The sequence below is a fragment of the Acidisoma sp. L85 genome (assembly GCF_009765865.1).
GTDB lineage: Bacteria > Pseudomonadota > Alphaproteobacteria > Acetobacterales > Acetobacteraceae > Acidisoma.
The window spans coordinates 219,876-238,111 of record NZ_LMUQ01000061.1; the positions used below are offsets into that span (position 1 = coordinate 219,876).

Below are 18,236 nucleotides of genomic sequence, written 5' to 3' on the forward strand. Positions count from 1 at the left end.
CGGAGAGTCGGCCGCGACTAGTCGCGTATGGCTGGAGAGGCGCGAGGCTTGCTCCGGTTGGCGGCGACGCCAGGAGCGGCCGGTTCTTCGGCGTCGGGGTCGGCACCCTTCTTCCCCATATTGCTGCCGAATAGCGCAAGTCTCGCAAATGCAGCGAAAGACACCCAGGGGTGTTTTATCTGAAAAGTTGCCGCTCTCATCTGGAAGAATAGTTGCAAAGCTCTCCGACCGAACTCTCTCGGGCTGATTTTGCCCGCTGCAAGAAGAACATCAAGTTGCCCGGCCCTCTGGAACAACGGCCCAAGGATCATTGCCTGGGGGTTGAAGCCCATCCCTGGCATCATGCCCATACCCATCCCGTTCATGCCCATGCCGCCGATCCCGTTCATGCCCATGCCCATGCCGGGCAGTCCGCCCATGCCAGGCATCATGCCCATGCCGCCGATCCCGTTCATGCCCATGCCCATGCCGGGCAGTCCGCCCATGCCAGGCATCATGCCCACGCCGCCGATACCGTTCACGCCCATGCCCGTGCCGGGCAGTCCGCCCATGCCCATGCCAGGCATCATGCCGCCGATGCCGTTTACGCCAATGCCTGGAACTCCCCCCGCGTTGGGCAGGCTCGTCGAATTCGGTTTTGGCGAGGAGGCGGCAGCCCGACGCGGCGGAGATGGCGTTGCCGAACTATGACCCGCGGCCAGACCCGCGACGGAAGCTTGCTTGGTATTCGCGGTCAGCAGATGGTTCTGGAAGCTGTTAGCAGCGTGGCCCACAGCAGCAGCCTTCGACGGTATCGCAGCGATCCGTCCAATGCTCTGCGTCTGATTGATCGTCTGTGCCACCTCGCCGCTCCCCTTCAGATCGGAGCGATAGGATCACAGTTACATTAAAATGACATTACGATTGCCGCTTCTATCGGCGTCGGCACGTACTAGCATGAGCGCCGACAGAGGCTACGCCGCCTCCGTATCCAGCGCGTAGCCCGCGGCGCGCACGGTGCGGACAACGTCCAGCTCGCCCTCGCCATTGATCGCCTTGCGCAGGCGCCGGATATGGACGTCGACGGTGCGCGGCTCGACATGGATCGAGGGGCCCCAGATGGCGTCCAGCAGTTCCTCGCGCGAGAAGACGCGGCGGGGCCGCTGCATCAGGAACTCCATCAGCCGGTATTCGGTCGGGCCGAGATGCAGCGCGCGGCCGTTGCGGCTGATGCGATGGGCCGCGAGGTCCAGCACAATGTCGTGGAAGCGCAGCTCGCCTTTGGCCGGCACCGTGTTGGAGCGGCGCATGAGGGCACGCATCCTGGCCACGAGTGCCTCAGTGCTGAAAGGTTTCGTCACGTAGTCGTCGGCGCCGGTATTGAGCCCGCGCACAGTGTCCTGATCCTCGCCACGGGCAGAGATCATGATCACCGGCAATTCGCGCATCGCCGGACGCCTGCGGATCTGACGGCAGACCTCGATGCCGGACAGATGCGGCAGCATCCAGTCAAGCAACACCAGGTCAGGCTTGAGTTCGGAGATGCGGGTCAGCGCCTCCTCGCCATCGCCGGCTTCCTCGACGCGGAAGCCCTGCTTTTCGAGGTTGTAGCGCAGCATGGTCATGAGCGCGGCCTCGTCCTCGACAATGAGGACGAGCGGCTTGCTGGAAGCGACGAGGCTTTCCGGGATCACGCTGGGTGTCTCCGTTCAATCCGTGCGGCGGTTGAGGGCGACCGAGCTTTCGCCGCGCGGCCGTTCGTCTCCGATTGCTTCGCCAGTGATGGCATAATGCAGCGTCTCGGCAATATTCGTTGCATGGTCGCCCATGCGCTCTAGATTCTTCGCAATGAAAAGTAGATGCGTGCAGGGCGTGATATTGCGCGGATCTTCCATCATATAGGTGATCTGCTCGCGGAAGATGCCGGTGTAGACGTCATCGATCTCGCGATCGGCGTGCCAGACGTCCTGCGCGCGGGACGCGTCATTATCGCCCACCGCATCGACCGTGTTCTTGAGAATCTCCTGCACCAGCCTCGCCATATGGCCGAGGCCGCTCAGCGTGTAAGGCTGCGCCATGTCGTTGAGCACGAGGCTACGCTTGGCGACATTTGCCGCGTAATCTCCGATGCGTTCGAGATCGCCGCTGATCTTGAGCGTCGCGACAACAAGGCGGAGGTCGGCGGCGACAGGCTGGCGCAGCGCGAGCAAGCGGATCGCGAATTGCTCGATCTCCCGCTCCAGCGCATCGACCTGCGGATCGTCCTGCACCGCGAAGGTCGCCGCCTGCACGTCATGCTCGATCACCGCGCGGGTAGCATTGGCGGCCTGGGATTCAACCAGCCCGCCCATCTGCGTGATAAGACCGCGCAGCCTGCTCAACTCCTGGTCGTAACTTTTCACGATGTGCTCCACCTGCGGGCCGGCCATGATTCTGTTCCGATCAACCGAAGCGGCCCGTGATGTACTCCTGGGTCTGGCGCTTCACCGGATTGGTGAAGATGCGCTCGGCGGCGCCGACTTCAATGAGTTCCCCCAGGTAGAAAAACGCCACGCGATCAGCGCAGCGCGCCGCCTGCTGCATATTGTGTGTTACGATGACGATGGTGAAGTCGCGCTTAAGCTCGTCGATCAGCTCCTCGATCTTTAGTGTGCTGATGGGATCGAGCGCGCTGGTCGGCTCGTCGAGAAGAATAACCTCGGGGCGGACGGCAATACTGCGCGCGATGCAGAGGCGCTGCTGCTGGCCGCCGGAGAGGCCGCTCGCCGTGGTCCGCAGGCGATCCTTTACCTCGTCCCACAAGGCCGCACGGGTGAGCGACCACTGCACCCGCTCATCCAGCGCGGCGCGTGACAGCTTCTCGTGCAGGCGGACGCCGAAAGCGACGTTGTCGTAGATCGACATCTGGAAGGGCGTCGGCTTCTGGAAGACCATGCCGATGCGGCCGCGCAGCTGGTTGAGGTCGATATCGGGCGCCACGATATTGACCTCGTCGAGCATCACCTCGCCCTCGGCGCGCTGGCCTGGATAGAGGTCATACATGCGGTTTATGACGCGCAGCAGGGTCGACTTGCCGCAGCCCGAGGGCCCGATCATGGCGACGACCTGACGGTCGGGGATCTCGAGATTGATCTGTTTAAGGGCCTGGTTGGACCCGTAATAAAAATTAAGGCCGCGGATCGAAATGCGGCTCTGGGCGTCAGCCTTTGCAGCGGCCGCCGGTATCGGGCCTGGCCTCAGCCGCTCAGACACTGCCATCTCCATCCACTCGCCCCAATGCCCACATCAGCCTCACCAGCTCTCGCCGGATTGTTGCCCGCATAGAGGAGTGCATGCGGTCCGGCCATGGGCGTAGCGTGAAGGTTTGATGACGGGGTGTCGAGAGCAAGCGCTCTCCGCCCCGAGATCAGAGGCGGAGAGTATCGGGTGAAGTCACTCGGCGGCCTGGGCCGTCTCGTCCCGCAGTTCGACCACGCGGAGATAGGGCCGCAGTTCCTTCCAGCCTTGTGGGAATCGCACCTTGGCGTCTTCGTTTGACAAAGCGGGCGAGATGATGACCGGCTGGCCCGGCTGCCAGTCCGACGGTGTCGAAACCTTATTCTTATCCGTGAGTTGCAGGCTGTCGATCACCCGGAGGATCTCAGCGAAGTTGCGGCCGGCGCTGGGCGGATAGGTCAGCGTGAGGCGGACCTTCTTGTTCGGATCAATCACGAAAACGCTGCGGACGGTGACGCTTGGATCGGCCTCGGGATGGACCATGCCGTAGAGGCTGGAGACCGTCCGGTCCTTATCCGCGAGCACTGGGAAGTTGAGGGACTGACCCTGGGTCTCGCGGATGTCCTCGGCCCAGCTGGCGTGGTTCTCGGTGCTATCGACCGAAAGCCCGATGACCTTCACGTCGCGCTTCTTCCATTCCAGCTCGAGTCGCGCGACGGCGGCCAATTCGGTGGTGCAGACGGGGGTGAAGTCTTTCGGGTGGCTAAACAGGACGCCCCAGGACGAGCCCAGGTAGTCGTGGAAGCGGATGCGGCCGCGGCTGCTGTCCTGCTCGAAATCGGGGGCCGTCTGCCCTAGCTGGATGGTCATTCTGGTTTCTCCTTGCCGTTCGGTCGCGCTCAGATCGCACCTTGCGGGAGGGCGATCAAGCGTTCGCCGGGCAGTGGCAAGAGTGAGCGTTCCGCGCGGCATCTATGGAGTTTTCTACTATCTAAAATCTTTGTGGGAGAATTTTATGTCCAAGAAAGGCTTTTGATCGCGGACCGGAGAAGTTTCTTCCGCGAGACCTGATGTAGGACGGGCTGCGGCGCTTACTCCTTTCCTGCAAAGGGAGGGGGTGGGTATGGTTGTACGGCGATACTTCGACCCCTTTGCGCGCGGAAGAACTCACCCCCTGTCCCCTCCCTTGCAGGGAGGGGACAGCCAGCCCGCAGATGCCGGCTCGGATTTTGCGAGCGGCACATGTCAGCGCAAGGGCTGGCTCCATATGGTCACGCCGATCGGCCCCACGGTGACGGGTACGCCCGCGCCGTTTGCGCGACCGCTTTCCGGCCGGTAAATGCTTGGCGGCGGCCTTCAGTCGCGACAATTCCAACCGTATCAAGGGCCACAATGCAGCTGGAACCCGGCCGAACGCTCACCGCTCGTGGCTTGCTCTTCGACATGGACGGAACGTTGGTCGATTCGGGACCGGTCGTGGAGCGTGTCTGGTCGGCCTGGGCGATCGAGCAAGGTCTGGATGTCGCTGGCCTCTTGCCTGTCGCGCATGGACGGCGGGCGATCGAAACCATCATGATGTTCGCCCAGCACGTGCGGGATCCCGAAGCCGAGGCCCGTAAGCTTGAGGATGCCGAGCGGCTGGACATTGAGGGCCTCAAGCCCATCGAGGGTGCGCTGGCGCTCATCGCAAGTCTGCCGGCCGATCGCTGGGCGCTCGTGACCTCGGCGGATGAGTCGCTGGCCCGGACGCGCCTCGCTGCCTGCGGGCTTCCGGTGCCGGATGTAATGGTGACGGCCGAATCGGTGGAACGCGGCAAGCCCGCGCCTGATCCGTATTTATTGGGGGCGCGGGGGCTCGGCTTCGACGCCAGCGATTGTATCGTGTTCGAGGATGCGGATGCAGGCCTCGCCTCGGGTCATGCCGCGAAAGCGCAGGTCATCGCGGTCGCGTCCCTTCAGTCGCCTGAAGCGCTGGACCGGAAGAAGGAGCTTTGGGTTCCTGACCTCAGCCGTCTGCGCGTGCGGTTGGTCGATGGACTTTTGCATCTGACCATCGAAGGCTAATCCAGCAGCAAATGCAGCGCGACGCTCTGCCTCGCCTTGGTCACGCTGGCGCCCGGAAAGCGACATCCTCCACCGCCAGTTAGGCGAAATGCAGAGACGCCGTGAGGTCAGAATGATGCGCTTTCTCCGATCTCCCTCTTTCCGCGCCGGCCGAGTCATGGTGCTCGACGCTGTCGCGCTTGGAGCCCTGGCGATCGCCCATCCGAAGCCGGCGGAAGCTTGGTGGCGTGGCGGCTATTGGTATGGGCCGCCGGTCCCACCGCCAGTCTATTACGCGCCCCGGCCTTACTACGCAGCGCCGCCGGTGTATTACGCGCCCCCGCCACCGCCGCCCACGGTCTATTATCCGCCCCCTGCGAGTTACGGTCCGGGACCGACCGCGCGTAGCTGCTACGCGAGCCCTGTCGTCTGCCCGATGGAGGTGCCGCGGCCCATCGGCGTCGGCTGCTATTGCTCCGATGGCGCGGGTGGACGTGTTTGGGGTCGGACCGGCTGAGGCTTGAGCGCCGCCGCTTTCTGTAGCAGGAGCGCGGCATGAGCAGTTCCTCCCCGCGCCGCGTCCATGCCCTCATCGTCTGTGCCGGGCGCGGGCAGCGCATGGGCGGCGGGGTTCCGAAGCAGTATCGCACGCTAGGTGGGACCGCGATCCTGCGGCGCACCGCCGTCGCCTTCCTCGACCATCAGGCAGTAAGCGGCGTGATGGTGGTGATCCATCCGGACGACCGACCGCTATACGACGCGGCTGTTGCGGGCCTGCCGTTGTTGCCGCCAGTTCATGGCGGGGCGAGCCGCGACGCCTCGGTGCGGCTCGGGCTTGAGGCGCTGGAAGCCGAGGCGCCGGATTGCGTGCTGATCCATGACGGCGTGCGGCCCTTCGTGACGGCGGCGACGATCGCGGCAGTTACCGAGGCGCTGACCTCCGGCCCGGCCGCCATCGCGGCGATGCCTGTCTTCGACACGATCAAGCGTTGCGAGGGCGGCGTTATCACCGCGACCATCGAGCGTGCGCCTTTGTGGCGAGCGCAGACGCCGCAGGGATTCCACTACGCCACGATCCTCGCCGCCCATCGTGCGGCTGCTTCCCGGCCTGGCCATCTCCCGGCTTTTACGGATGATGCAGCTGTCGCCGAGGAGGCTGGTATCCCGGTTCGGGTCGTCGAAGGCACCGAGGACAATTTCAAGATCACGACGGAAGCCGATCTACGCCGCGCCGAGCGGCATTTGCGCGAGCTCTTGTAGGTCGCCGGTCGCGCTCGCAAATCTCCGCTTGACTGGGAATCCTCTCCGGTCAGCCTGGTTGGCTCTTTTCGGTCCGCCACGCTCGATGCCGGCGCGACCAGCCCTCAAAATCGTTTCTGGAGCCTAAAGTCTCATGACAAGCACCACAAAGACCGCCCTCGTTACTGGCGCCAACAAGGGCATCGGCCGCGCCATCGCGAAAGGCTTGGCGAAGCAAGGCTATACCGTCTGGATCGGCGCAAGGGACGCCGGGCGCGGCGAGGCGGCCGCGGAGCAGTTGCGTGAGGAGGGGCTCGACGTTCGGTTCCTCCCGCTCGATGTCGGCGACGACGCCAGTGCCAAGGCTGCCGCCACGAGTCTCGCCGAGCAGACCGACCATCTCGATGTCCTGGTCAATAATGCCGGTGTAGCCCTGGAGGGGATGGACGGGGTCATCAAGCCGAGCACGCTCGAGATGGCGAAGCTCAAGGCAACCTATGAGGTCAATGTCTTCGGGCCAGTCCGTGTCACCCAGGCCTTCGTCCCGCTGCTTCGCGAGGCACCGGCGGCGCGGATCGTGATGATGAGCAGCGGGCTTGGCTCGATCGCGCGGCAAGCCGATCCGAATGGTGCTTTCACGAGCCTCAACCTGCTCGGATACAGCAGTTCCAAGACTGCCTTGAACGCGGTGACCGTCGCCTTCGCGAAGGAATTTCGTGAGACGCCGATCAAGATCAACGCCGCCTGCCCCGGCTATGTCGCAACCGACCTTAATGGAAACAGCGGGACGCGCACCGTCGAGCAGGGCGCCACGATCGCCCTCCGCCTCGCGACGCTTCCGGCGGACGGTCCGAGCGGCGGCTATTTCAACGAGGACGGCCCGCTGCCCTGGTAAGGGCGGACTACTTGGCGGGCGGTGTCAGCGAGACGCCATTCGCCTCCGCGACGAAATCGGACAGCATCGGAACGTAATCCTCGCCGCGTCCAGCGCCCACGGCGGAGGCGAAGGCGTTCCGCACGGCGGCGCCCATCGGATTGGCGAAGCCGCTCGCGCCGGCGAAGCCCGCGAGATAGGTCATGTCCTTGGCGGCGTTGCGGATGGCGAATTGATGGGCGTTGCGGTCACGCTCCAGGACGTATTTGAAGAAGGTCTGGTAGAAGGGACAGTCCATCCGGCCGCCGCGAATCACGCTGTCAAAGACCTGCGGCGTGAGACCGGCCTTGGCGCCTAGAGCGAGCGCCTCCGAATAGAGCGCCGCGTACCCCATCGAGACGAAGTTGTTCAGCAGCTTCATGGTGTGGCCGGTGCCGGTCGGGCCGGTATGCGCGACCCGGCCCGCGAAGGCGTCCAGGACCGGGCGGACCCGCGCCACTGTCGCCTCGTCGCCGCCCACCATCACATCGAGCGTTCCGGCGGCGGCATCCTTAGGCGTGCGGCTGAGCGGGGCGTCGATCAAGGTGATGCCGCTCGCCTTGAGGCTTTCGGCCAGACGCAAGGTTTGCGAGGGGTCGGAGGTCGAGCAATCGACGATCACCAGCGGCTTGCCGGCTGCTGCTAGACCCTGCGGTCCCTCCACCACCGCCGCGACTTCCGGCGAGCCCGTGACGCAGAGAACGACGATGTCGGAGCGCTCGGCGAGATCGCGTGGACTACTCGCTTCCACCGCGCCTTCGGCGACCAGATCCTCGATCGGCGCCCGGTTGCGGTGGGCCAGCACGGCGAGCGGCCAGCCCTTGACGAGGATGTTGCGCGCCATGCCTTGCCCCATGAGGCCGAGGCCGATGAACCCGATGCGTTCCTTGCGGGCGGCCTCGCTCATGATGGTAGTCCCTCTCGTGCAGCGTCAGGCCGTCTATCGCCCGGCGAGCGCGGGTGCGCGGGCGCCGAGGGGCAGAATGACGCGGCCATGCGCCTCGTTGATGATCTCGCCGGCCGAAACGTAGAAGGCGATGATGGCGGTGACCAGCCCGGCATAGCCGCCGATCTTAGTGCAGATGCCCATACCCCAAGCGCCCAGAGCTAGCAGCAGGAAGGTGATCCAGAGGGCGAGGAAGATGAACGACACGGCGCGGGCATGCGCGAGGCTACCGATCCACATGTAGAAGGTGAAAAAGCCCCACATGAAGAGATACCAACCGACGAAAGCTGGCGGAACGTGCGCGGCGAAGAACAGGACGAAAAGCGCGAAGGACCACCAGAAGGCGCCGTAACCGCAGAATGCCACGAAGCCGAAGGTATTGCCGCGCGGCAGTTCCAGCAGCCCAGCGCAGAACTGCGCCGCGCCACCGAAAGTAAAGGCGAGCGCCAGGACCATCGGCACAGCGGCGCCGCCGTACCAGCCGGCATTGACCATGCTCAGCATCCAGGTCGTCAAAGCGAAGCCGGCAAGCCCAAGGGGCGCCGGATTGGCGAGCTTGATCATAGGACTATCCTCCCGCTCGCCGGGCCGGCGTTTCGCCGCCCGGTCATTGCTATTGCACCCGCGCAGCAGGCGGGCGGCGCATTCTATCGCGTCCTAGCAACGACCAGGAAGAAGAAATGTAACATCAGCGGCCTAACGTCCAAACCTCATGGCAGGTTTCCGACGTCGGATGGCGGGCGTCAGCTTTCGTCGAGCTGGGACCGCACCCAGTTGTGCAGTTTATGCACGAGATACTCCTCGGGCATCAGCGTGCCAGTGCGATGACGGAGCGAGTGCAGGCCTTTTTGGTTGAGTTCGCAAAGTGCGACGTCCTGCCGCATCACCAGATCGGCGAATTCCACCGCTTTGGGCAGATCAAAGGCGGGATCGTTCAAGGTCTCGGCCGGGAAGAGCCACTCGGCGGTGAGTTCGGTCTGCTCCGGGCCGAGCGGACGCATATGCACGATGCGCACATAGTCGATATGGGCGACCATGTACATCGAGGGGAGCTTGGTGAAATAGGTCTGGCCGGCGGCGCGCTCCGCTTCGGTCAGCTTCGGGAAGGTGTACGGCAAGGCCCGCCCGTCCATCGACCAGGTCTCGGCGCCGATCTTGAGCCCGCCCTTCAGCTTGGGATCCGTGGTGTCGCCCTGCGCGCGCCAGTTGGGGTCGTCGCGCTGAGACAGCAGGCCGCGGCTGTAAATCGGCACGATGTCCGAGAGCTCGGGATGGGCATGGGCGCAGTGCAGGCACTCGTTGTAATTCTCCCAGAAGACCTTCCAGTTGCAGGCGAGAAGCTTGCGGACTGAGTGCCCGACGCGAAGATCGGCAAGAGGCCAGTTGTCGACGGGTGCTGAATCGTCGCGATCGGGCGCGGCATCGAAGGGTCCCGCATTCTCATCGAGGTTAATGAAGACGAAACCGCTCCACTCGGCCAGGGCGATCTTGTAGAGACCGTGATCCGCCTTGCTGAAGTCCGGCGCACAAAGCTTGGACGGCATACGCGCGAGTTCGCCGGTCAGCTTATAGGTCCAGGCATGATAGGGGCAGGTGATGGCGCGCGCCTGCAATCTGCCGCTGGGCTCGGTCTTCAGCACCGCGCCGCGATGGCGGCAGGTGTTGTGGAAGGCGTTCAGCGCGCCGTTCTCGTCCCGCACGAGCAGCACATTCTGGTCGCCGATCTCGAAGGTGCGGAAGGCGAGCGGAGCATCAAGTGTTTCGCTGCGGCAGAGATAGATCCAGTTACGATACCAGATATTGCGCAGCTCGCGGTGATACTGCGCCGGATCGAAATACCAGTTGCTGGGCAGCGTCGGCTCAACCTGGGTCAGACCATTGACCTCGGGCTCGGCCTCCAGAATGTCACTCATGCGATCCTCCAAAAATCTTCAGGCCCGCGCCGCGGCTTCGGCGGCGAAGGCGAGTTGTTCGTCACGCAGCCGCTTGCGCTCGCGCGACGCCATGACGAAGCCGGCGATGATCGTGCCGATCGTGACGAATGCGATGACGATGGCCGCGAGGGCGTTGACGTCAGGCTTTACGTCCAGCTTGACCTCGGAAAAGATCAGCAGCGGCAAGGTTGTGGAACCGGGACCGGCGACGAAGCTCGAAATCACCAGATCGTCGAGCGAGAGGGTGAAGGCGAGCAGCCAGGCCGATAGCAGCGCGGGGGCGATAATGGGCAAGGTGATGTCGAACAGGATGCGAAGAGGCCGGCAGCCGAGATCCATCGCGGCTTCTTCCAACGAGCGATCCAACGCGACCAGGCGGGATTGCAGCACCACCGTGACGTAGGAAGTGCAGAAGGTGATATGCGCGATGGCGATCGTCAGCATGCCGCGATCGGCCGGCCAGCCGATGAGCTGCCCCATGGCGATAAACATGAGCAGCAGCGAGATGCCGGTGATGACGTCGGGCATTACCAGCGGTGCGGTAATCATGCCGCTGAACAAGGTGCGCCCCCGGAAGGGGCCGAAGCGGGCCAGCGAATAGCCTGCCATCGTGCCCAGCACGACAGCACAGGTGGCGGCGGTCAGCCCAATCTCCAGCGTACGGCGAGCGGCGGCCATCATGAAGCCGTTGTGGAAGAGCGAGGCGTACCACTTTGTCGAGAAACCACCCCACAGCATCACGATGCGGGAGCTGTTGAAGCTGAAGATGATCAGCGTGATGATCGGGATGTACAGGAAGGCAACGCCGACCCCGAAGACCAGCCGGGCGACACCGAGTTTCCTCATGGCGCGTCGACCTGTTTCGCCTGGAGGTATTGAAACAGGATCATCGGGATGACGAGCGCGAGGAGCAGCGCGATGGCGACCGCAGAGGCCGTCGGCCAGTCTCGGTTGGAGAAGAATTCGTCATAGAGCACGCGGCCGATCATGACGTTGCTCGCATTCCCCAGCAGATCCGGGATCACGTATTCACCGACCGCCGGAATGAAGACGAGAAGCGATCCGGCGATGACGCCGGGGATCGAGAGTGGGAAAGTGATGTCCCGGAATACCGCAAACGGCTTCGCGCCGAGATCGGCGGCCGCTTCATCGAGCGTGCGATCAAGCCGTTCCAGGCTCGCGTAGAGCGGCAGGATCATGAAGGGCAGATAGGAATAGACGATGCCGACATAGACCGCGAAGGGCGTGTAGAGCATCTGCAGAGGGGCGTGCGTCACATGCGCCCATTGCAGGAAGCGGTTCAGTAGACCGTTGGTGTCGAGGATGCCGAGCCAGGCGTAAACACGTAGTAGAAACGGCGTCCAGAATGGCAGCACCACGACCAGCAGCATGATGTTGCGCGTCTGCCGCGTGGCCCGCGCGATGGCGAGCGCCATCGGGTAGCCGAGCAGCAGGCAGAAGACGGTCGAAATCGCGGCGATCTTCAGGGAGTTTAGATAGGCGCGGAGATAGAGATCATCCTGCCACAGACTGGCGAAGTTATCCCAGGTGACGGTCAGCGCCAGGTGGTCGCCGTCGGGGTAGCTCAGCAATGGCGTGAAGGGCGGACGGGCGACCACGGAATCGGCGAAGCCGATCTTCAGGACGATCGCGAAGGGGATGAGGAAGAAGAGCAGCATCCAGCCGAAGGGAACCGCGACCATGATGCGCTGCCAGGAGTTCCCTAAGCTGTGCAGCATGTTTCCCGGGAAGCGGAGGCGGTCATTTGGACGTGGGCCGGGCGGCAGACCGGCAAGCTCCTCCGGCACGATGGCGGCACCGGGACCGATCGGCGCCGGGGTGGCGAGACCGCCTGAGTCGAGAAACTCGCTCATGGCGTCACCGAGCCCCGTAACCCGTCATGCTCGGCCTTCGCGTGCCGTGACGGGTTGCTTTGGTCGCACGCCTTCGCGCGCCATGACGGTTGGGTTTGGTCGTGGGTCGGGCAGTGCATCCCCCCCGCCCTCATTCCGTCAGCAGCACGGCGGACGCCGGGTCCCAGGTCAGGAAGACGCGCTCGTCCCAGTCCGCCCGCAAAGCCAAGGCGCGATCGGCGTTGGTGACGTTGACGGAAACCAGCCGGCCGTCTCCGACATCGATGCGGTAGGAGGTCGTGCCGCCGAAATAGCCGAGATCCTTGACCTTCCCTGCAACCATGTTCTGCGTCGCCGCGACCGGCGTGAGTGACAGCCGGATCTTCTCGGGCCGCACGGCGACCCAGACCGGCGTGCCATCCGGCACCGGCGCGCCGGGATGGGCGAGGAGGAAATCTCCGCCCTCCTTGCCCTTCACGCGCAACAACCGGTCCTCAAGCCCCAGCACCACGCCCTCGAACATGTTCATCGTGCCGATGAAGCCGGCGGTGAAGCGGCAGTTGGGATATTCATAAATCTCGATCGGGCGGCCGACCTGATAGACCTGCCCGCGATCCATGACCGCGATACGAGTGGAGAGGGTCATCGCCTCTTCCTGGTCATGTGTCACCACGATGAAGGTGATGCCCACCTTGTCCTGGATGTTCATGAGTTCGTACTGCGTCGCCTCGCGCAGCTTCTTGTCGAGCGCGCCCAGCGGCTCGTCGAGCAGCAGCGCCTTGGGGCGCTTGACCAGGGACCGCGCCAAAGCCACGCGCTGACGCTGGCCGCCGGAAAGCTGGTGCGGCTTGCGCTCGGCATAGGGACGAAGCTGTACCAGCGCCAACGCCTCATCGACGCGCTTGGCGATCTCTGCGCGGGCGACACCGTCTTTCTTCAGGCCATAGGCGACGTTGTTGAAAACGCTCATATGCGGAAACAGCGCATAGGATTGGAACATCATATTGACCGGCCGCTCGTAAGGCGGGACGCCGGTCATGTCCTGGCCGTCGATGATGATGCTGCCGGAACTTGGCGTCTCGAACCCCGCGATCATCCGCAGCAACGTGGTTTTGCCGCAGCCGGAGCCGCCCAGCAGCGAGAAAAGCTCGCCCTTGTAGATTTTGAGGCTGACATCCTGCAGCGCGACGAAGGTGCCGAACTGCTTGCTGACGCCACGGATTTCGATGAAGGGCTTGGCCGCGCTATCGCGCCAAGGCTCCGTCACATCCGGTATCGCGGCGGAAACGCCCCCGGCCGGAAGATTGGTGTCTGGCCGAAGGAGCGTTTCCGCCATTGCATCAGCCTCGCTCAGGAACCGGTCTTGAAGTCGGAGAAGGCGCGGGTCTCGGCCTTGGTCGCCTTGGGCGGTAGCGGCTCCTCGCCGAAAGTGCGCTTCATGGTTTCCGCATCGGGGTAATTCGCCGGATCGCCGGTGATGCTTTTCGGGATGAGCGGTGTCGATTTGTAGTTGGCGTTCGCGTAGTTCGTGACCTCGGTGATGCCGGCCATCACATCGGGGCGCTGCAGGTAGTTGATGAACTTCAGCGCGCCATCGACGTTCTTGGCGTCAGACGGAATGAAGACCGCATCGAACCACAGGCCTGAGCCTTCCTTGGGGATGGTATAGGCGAGATTGACGTTCGCCTTGGCGCTCTGTGCATTCGCGACGGCGGTCGCGTAATCACCCGACCAGGTCATCGCGATACAGATCGATTTCTGCGGCAGCGCGGTGAGGTAATTTGAATTGTCGAAGACGCGGACATTGGACCGGATCTTGGCCAGCATCTCCTTGGCCTTGCGATAATCGGCCGGGTTCTGCGTATTCGGGTTGATGTGCAGGTAGCTCAGCGCCATCGGCATGACGTCGGTCGGGCCGTCGAAAAAGGACACGCCGCAGTCCTTGAACTTCGAGACGACGGCCGGATCGAACAACATCGCGAGCGAACCGACCGGGGCATCCGGCATCCGCTGCTTGATCATGTCGACATTGTAGGTGAATCCGGTGGTGCCCCACATATAGGGCACGCCATATTGCATATCCGGATCGTAAGAGTCGTAACGCTTGACCAAACTCGGATCCAGATTGGCGAGGTTCGGCAGCTTCGACTTGTCGAGCTTCATGTAGATGCCCGCCTTGATGTCCTGCGGGCCGTAATTCGACGCCGAATGGACCACCACGTCGTAACCGGTGTGGCCCGCCATGAGCTTGGCCTGCACGGTCTCGGACGAATCATAGGTGTCGTAGACCACCTTGATTCCGGTTTCCTTGGTGAAGTTCTTGAGTGTATCGGTGCCGATATATTCGGCCCAGTTGTAGACGTAGATGGTCGGCTGGTCGGCCGCGGCGGGCCTATGCCCGGAGAGGAGCGTGGCGGCGGCCAAGGCCCCCACCCAGATCAGCGTCTTCGAGCGCATCATCGGCACAGTTTCCTTGTCACTTGGCGTTTATCCTGCGGCGACCGGCCTCGCGCGCCCCGAGCGAGCTTGGACCCGACCTTGTTACGGCTGACATGATGGTCGCGGGACTTCCCGCTTGGCAACCATGTCCGACCAATCCTCCCAAAACTTCATTTGCCCGAAAATGCGCGAGGGAATACGGCGGCCAGGAAGCTGTCGATAGTCTGGCGGCCCGGCTCGCGGTCGATGCGGCCGGGGCTGAACAGCAGGCCGAGCCATATACCGTCGGTCAAGGCGCTCAAGCCGCTCGCCGCTCTTTCCGCCGCCATCTCCATTGCGGTCCCACCGCCGGCCTCGATCACAGCAGCGCAGAGCCCAACGAGTTCGGCATGATGCTCGGCCTCCCGTTGCGCGCAGCGGGCGAGGAAGGCTGGGCGAGCGCGGGCCTCGCCATAGAAGGCGTGCCAGACGGCGATGCGGCGGCGCGTGCAGACCTGCGGGTCGAGATCCGCCATCATCATCGCGCGCAGACGGGCAGCTGGGGCGGCGCCGGCATTGTCGATGGCGTGCCGCCAGCACAGGCGATATTCCTCGGACAGGTAATCGAGCGTCGCGTCGAGCAACTGGGCTTTGCTGACGAAGTGGAAGTTCACCATGCCGGTGGCGAGCTTCGCGCGCTGCGCCACCCCGGAGATCTTCAGACCCGAGAGGCCGTTCTCGGCGATCTCGGCGACCGTGCTCTCAATCAATTGACGGCGCCGGACCTCGCGGCTGGCGGTGCGGTCCAGGCCCCGACCGGAGCGTTCGGAAGAGATTGGGAGTGGCGCCACATCCTCGTCCTCGTCACGCATTTCTCGATCGAATTCGATCACTGCCCCCTGCCGTCCCGCGTCGCCGATTAAGCCCGATCATGCCTCAGGTAAGGCGAGACACGCAATGCTTTCCTGCCAAATCTTGACTGAATATGCATTCAGTCGCTGGACAGAACGCTGGTCTGGGGCGTAGCCTTAGTCTCATAACAGCCCGTGATGAGAAGAATGTCCGTATCGAACCAGAGGCCCCTCACCCGCAGCCGGCAGCAGATGGCGAAAGCCCGAACCAAGCTGCCTTTCGGCGTGGCCTCGACGTTTCGCTACTGGGGCGAGAATACGATCTATGTGAAGGAAGGCCGCGGCGCCCGGATCTGGGACATCGACGACAACGAATATGTCGATTACCGGCTGGGCTATGGCCCCGCCATCCTGGGTTATGCCGATCCCCGTGTGGATGCGGCAGCCATGGAGGGCATGAAGGTCGGCGGCGTTTTCGCGCTGGCGACCGAGAAGGAATACGAGGTCGCGACCCGGATCAGCCGCATGGTGCCGGCGGCCGAGTTGATCCGCTTCTCCAATTCCGGGACCGAAGCCGTAATGGCGGCGCTGCGCCTGGCGCGTGGTTTCACCGGGCGGGACGAGTATGTGATCGTCGAGGGCAGCTATCATGGCCTGTTCGACGCCGCGATGTGGCAGACGGATATGGAAGGCTGGGACGGCACCGGCGAGCCGGAGCTGAAGGCTTATGGCCGTGGTGTGCCGAGCCGGCTGAAGCAGATGATCCATCTCACGCCGCTGAACGACATCGAGCGGCTGGAAGCGACTTTTCGCGCCCATGGCGAGCGCATCGCGGCCTTCCTGGTCGAGCCGATCATGGGCAATTGCTGTGCGCTGACGGCACATACCGAATTCCTCAAGGCAGCCCGCGCGCTATGCGACAAATACGGCGTGGTGATGCTCATCGACGAGGTGAAGACCGGTTTCCGCGTGGCGCGAGGCGGCGTGCAGGAATTGTTCGGTGTGCGAGCCGACCTTTGCACCTTCGCCAAGGCGATGGCGAATGGCTACCAGATCGCGGCCTTCGGCGGGCGCGAGGACATCATGCGCACCATCGAAAAAGGTGTCGCGCATGGCGGCACCTATACGGCGCATTCGATCGCCATTGCGGCGGCCGCGCGTTGCCTGGAGATCCTGGAAGAGACCGATACGCTGGAGCGTATCGCCGATTATGGCACGCGCATGCAGAAGGGCATGAGCGCGATCCTGACGGAAGCTGGGCTGCCGCATTGCTTCACGGGGCACCCGAGCATGGGCGGGCTGTTCTTCCGCGAGGAGCCGCCGACGAATTATCGCGACTGGAAGACCAGCAATTACACCTTCTACGACACCATGGCGCCGCATCTGCATGACCGCGGCGTGCTCTGCGAGCCAGATTCGCGAGAGCCTTGGTTCATCTCGGCGGCGCATGACGAGAGCTGCCTCGCCACGACGCTGAGCGCCTTCCGCGATGCGGTGGCGGTGACCCAGGCCGAGCTTGAGGCGAATCTCGGCGCCGACCGGAAGGGCGATGGAATCATCGGCACGCGGGTGATCGAGGCATCGGCCTCGTGAACGAGATCAGCTCTGTCGCCGGAACCATCGAAGCGCCGGACGCGATCAGCCGCCCCACCGCGCTCGGCGCGCGGAAAGGCGACAAGGTTTGGGACGCGATCGTCATCGGTGCCGGGCATAACGGGCTGATCAACGCCGCCTATCTGCAGCGCGCAGGGTTGAATGTGCTGGTGGTCGAGAAGAACGGCCATATCGGCGGCGCGGCTGTCAGCAGCGTCCTGCATGACGGCTGGACCTATTCCAACTGCTCCTATGTCTGCTCGCTGTTGCGGCCCGAGATTCAGCGCGACCTCGAGCTGTACAAGCACGGGTTGCAGGTCATTCCCTATGAGGGGGGGATGACCATGATGCGGAACGGTGACCGTTTCTGCAGCTACTACGATCACGATGTTTTCCGCGCCGAGATCGCGCGCTTCTCGAAGAAGGACGCGGACGCCTACGATCATTACGCCACGGCCGTGATGAAGATGTGCCGCTGGATCAAGCCGCTTCTCATGCGTACGCCTCCCGACCCGACGCGTTTCCGGCCGCGCGATATTTCCGAGCTCATCTACCTCGCGAAGCACTTCTCCGGCCTCGGCGAGCGCGACATGGGGGAGCTGATCCGTTTCTTCACGCTGTCGATCGCCGAGTTTCTCGACGAGTATTTCGAGACGGATGTGGTCAAAGCGCATTTCGCCGGATCGGGGATCATCGGCACGGCGCTTGGCCCTTACTCCCCCGGCACGGCCTATGTGCTGCTGCACCATTATATGGGCGATATCGACGGCAGCGTCGGCGCCTGGGGTTTTGCGCGCGGCGGCATGGGCTCCGTCAGCAAGGCCTGCGCGGGCGCTTTTCAGGCGGCGGGCGGCACGATCGAAACGAATGCCGAGGTTGGTCGCATTCTGGTGCGCGACGGCCGTGCCGAGGGCGTGATGCTGGCGGACGGCACGGTGCTGCGCGCGAAACGGGTGGTGTCGAACCTCGATGTGAAGCGCACCTTCACCAAGATCGTGCAGGAGCGCGAGCTGCCGTCGGACTTTCTCGACACCGTCAAGAAGTTCAAGATCCGTGGCTCCTCCGGCAAGCTCAATATCGCGCTGGACGGCATGCCCGACTTCACAAATGTCCGCGCCGGCCATCCCAGCCTGCGCGGCGACCTGCATTTTACCGATGGCATGGAGCGCATGGAGCGCGCCTATGACGACTGGAAAGCCGGCCGCTGGTCCCGCGATCCTTACGTTGACATGCTGATCCCGACGCAAATCG

The 18,236-nt window shown here is 63.6% G+C and carries 18 protein-coding genes and 1 pseudogene; 6 read left to right on the top strand and 13 right to left on the bottom strand.

From position 1 onward, the window contains the following. Positions 1-17: 17 nt before the first annotated feature. From GSQ83_RS19410 to GSQ83_RS19430, 5 genes are all read right to left on the bottom strand, one after another. Positions 18-842 carry a hypothetical protein gene (locus GSQ83_RS19410; protein ID WP_158804528.1) on the bottom strand — a complete coding sequence of 275 codons (825 nt, stop codon included), beginning with the start codon at positions 840-842 and terminating at the stop codon, positions 18-20. 111 nt (positions 843-953) lie between these two features. Next, positions 954-1,673 (bottom strand): phosphate regulon transcriptional regulator PhoB, encoded by a 720-nt coding sequence (phoB, locus tag GSQ83_RS19415; protein ID WP_256367114.1) that lies wholly within the window; start codon positions 1,671-1,673, stop codon positions 954-956. Between the two features lie 15 nt (positions 1,674-1,688). Beyond that, positions 1,689-2,408, bottom strand: coding sequence for a phosphate signaling complex protein PhoU (gene phoU / locus GSQ83_RS19420; protein WP_158804529.1), 720 nt, complete (start codon positions 2,406-2,408; stop codon positions 1,689-1,691). Positions 2,409-2,421: 13 nt separating this feature from the next. Beyond that, positions 2,422-3,243: a phosphate ABC transporter ATP-binding protein PstB gene (pstB, locus tag GSQ83_RS19425; RefSeq protein ID WP_158804530.1), complete on the bottom strand. Its 822-nt coding sequence runs from the start codon at positions 3,241-3,243 to the stop codon at positions 2,422-2,424. A 168-nt stretch (positions 3,244-3,411) separates the two neighbouring features. Continuing rightward, on the bottom strand, positions 3,412-4,065 hold the full coding sequence (locus tag GSQ83_RS19430; protein ID WP_158804531.1) for a peroxiredoxin: 654 nt from the start codon (positions 4,063-4,065) through the stop codon (positions 3,412-3,414). A 522-nt stretch (positions 4,066-4,587) separates the two neighbouring features. On the opposite strand from GSQ83_RS19430, the gene GSQ83_RS19435 reads away from it, so the two are divergent. From GSQ83_RS19435 to GSQ83_RS19450, 4 genes and pseudogenes are all read left to right on the top strand, one after another. Further along, positions 4,588-5,259 carry an HAD-IA family hydrolase gene (locus tag GSQ83_RS19435; protein WP_158804532.1) on the top strand — a complete coding sequence of 224 codons (672 nt, stop codon included), beginning with the start codon at positions 4,588-4,590 and terminating at the stop codon, positions 5,257-5,259. A 112-nt stretch (positions 5,260-5,371) separates the two neighbouring features. Continuing rightward, positions 5,372-5,755, top strand: coding sequence for a hypothetical protein (locus GSQ83_RS30035; RefSeq protein WP_216850357.1), 384 nt, complete (start codon positions 5,372-5,374; stop codon positions 5,753-5,755). A gap of 38 nt (positions 5,756-5,793) precedes the next feature. Then, positions 5,794-6,486 (top strand): annotated as a pseudogene (ispD, locus tag GSQ83_RS19445) (2-C-methyl-D-erythritol 4-phosphate cytidylyltransferase); the annotation flags it as partial. 145 nt (positions 6,487-6,631) lie between these two features. After that, positions 6,632-7,372, top strand: a complete 741-nt coding sequence (locus GSQ83_RS19450) for an SDR family oxidoreductase (protein ID WP_158804534.1) — start codon at positions 6,632-6,634, stop codon at positions 7,370-7,372. Positions 7,373-7,379: 7 nt separating this feature from the next. On the opposite strand, the gene GSQ83_RS19455 is transcribed toward GSQ83_RS19450, so the two are convergent. From GSQ83_RS19455 to GSQ83_RS19490, 8 genes are all read right to left on the bottom strand, one after another. Beyond that, on the bottom strand, positions 7,380-8,297 hold the full coding sequence (locus tag GSQ83_RS19455; protein ID WP_158804535.1) for an NAD(P)-dependent oxidoreductase: 918 nt from the start codon (positions 8,295-8,297) through the stop codon (positions 7,380-7,382). Between the two features lie 33 nt (positions 8,298-8,330). Further along, positions 8,331-8,987 (bottom strand): acetate uptake transporter, encoded by a 657-nt coding sequence (locus tag GSQ83_RS19460; protein ID WP_371418047.1) that lies wholly within the window; start codon positions 8,985-8,987, stop codon positions 8,331-8,333. Positions 8,988-9,079: 92 nt separating this feature from the next. Then, positions 9,080-10,249, bottom strand: a complete 1,170-nt coding sequence (locus GSQ83_RS19465; RefSeq protein ID WP_158804537.1) for an aromatic ring-hydroxylating dioxygenase subunit alpha — start codon at positions 10,247-10,249, stop codon at positions 9,080-9,082. A gap of 18 nt (positions 10,250-10,267) precedes the next feature. Beyond that, positions 10,268-11,116, bottom strand: coding sequence for an ABC transporter permease subunit (locus GSQ83_RS19470; RefSeq protein WP_158804538.1), 849 nt, complete (start codon positions 11,114-11,116; stop codon positions 10,268-10,270). Further along, on the bottom strand, positions 11,113-12,144 hold the full coding sequence (locus tag GSQ83_RS19475) for an ABC transporter permease subunit (protein ID WP_158804539.1): 1,032 nt from the start codon (positions 12,142-12,144) through the stop codon (positions 11,113-11,115). The genes GSQ83_RS19470 and GSQ83_RS19475 overlap by 4 nt, the downstream gene beginning before the upstream one ends. 130 nt (positions 12,145-12,274) lie before the next feature. Continuing rightward, positions 12,275-13,459, bottom strand: coding sequence for an ABC transporter ATP-binding protein (locus GSQ83_RS19480; protein ID WP_158804540.1), 1,185 nt, complete (start codon positions 13,457-13,459; stop codon positions 12,275-12,277). Positions 13,460-13,473: 14 nt separating this feature from the next. Then, on the bottom strand, positions 13,474-14,583 hold the full coding sequence (locus GSQ83_RS19485; protein ID WP_216850359.1) for a polyamine ABC transporter substrate-binding protein: 1,110 nt from the start codon (positions 14,581-14,583) through the stop codon (positions 13,474-13,476). A 149-nt stretch (positions 14,584-14,732) separates the two neighbouring features. Continuing rightward, positions 14,733-15,413 (bottom strand): TetR family transcriptional regulator C-terminal domain-containing protein, encoded by a 681-nt coding sequence (locus GSQ83_RS19490; RefSeq protein WP_158804541.1) that lies wholly within the window; start codon positions 15,411-15,413, stop codon positions 14,733-14,735. A 186-nt stretch (positions 15,414-15,599) separates the two neighbouring features. Between GSQ83_RS19490 and GSQ83_RS19495 the strand changes: the two genes are divergently transcribed. Together GSQ83_RS19495 and GSQ83_RS19500 are read left to right on the top strand one after the other, a co-directional pair. Further along, the gene (locus GSQ83_RS19495; protein WP_158804542.1) at positions 15,600-16,985 is read left to right on the top strand and encodes an aspartate aminotransferase family protein; all 1,386 of its coding nucleotides are present in this window, start codon (positions 15,600-15,602) and stop codon (positions 16,983-16,985) included. Then, the coding region (locus tag GSQ83_RS19500) for an NAD(P)/FAD-dependent oxidoreductase (RefSeq protein ID WP_216850361.1) at positions 16,982-18,236 on the top strand (1,255 nt) is incomplete at its 3' end. The genes GSQ83_RS19495 and GSQ83_RS19500, both read left to right, overlap by 4 nt.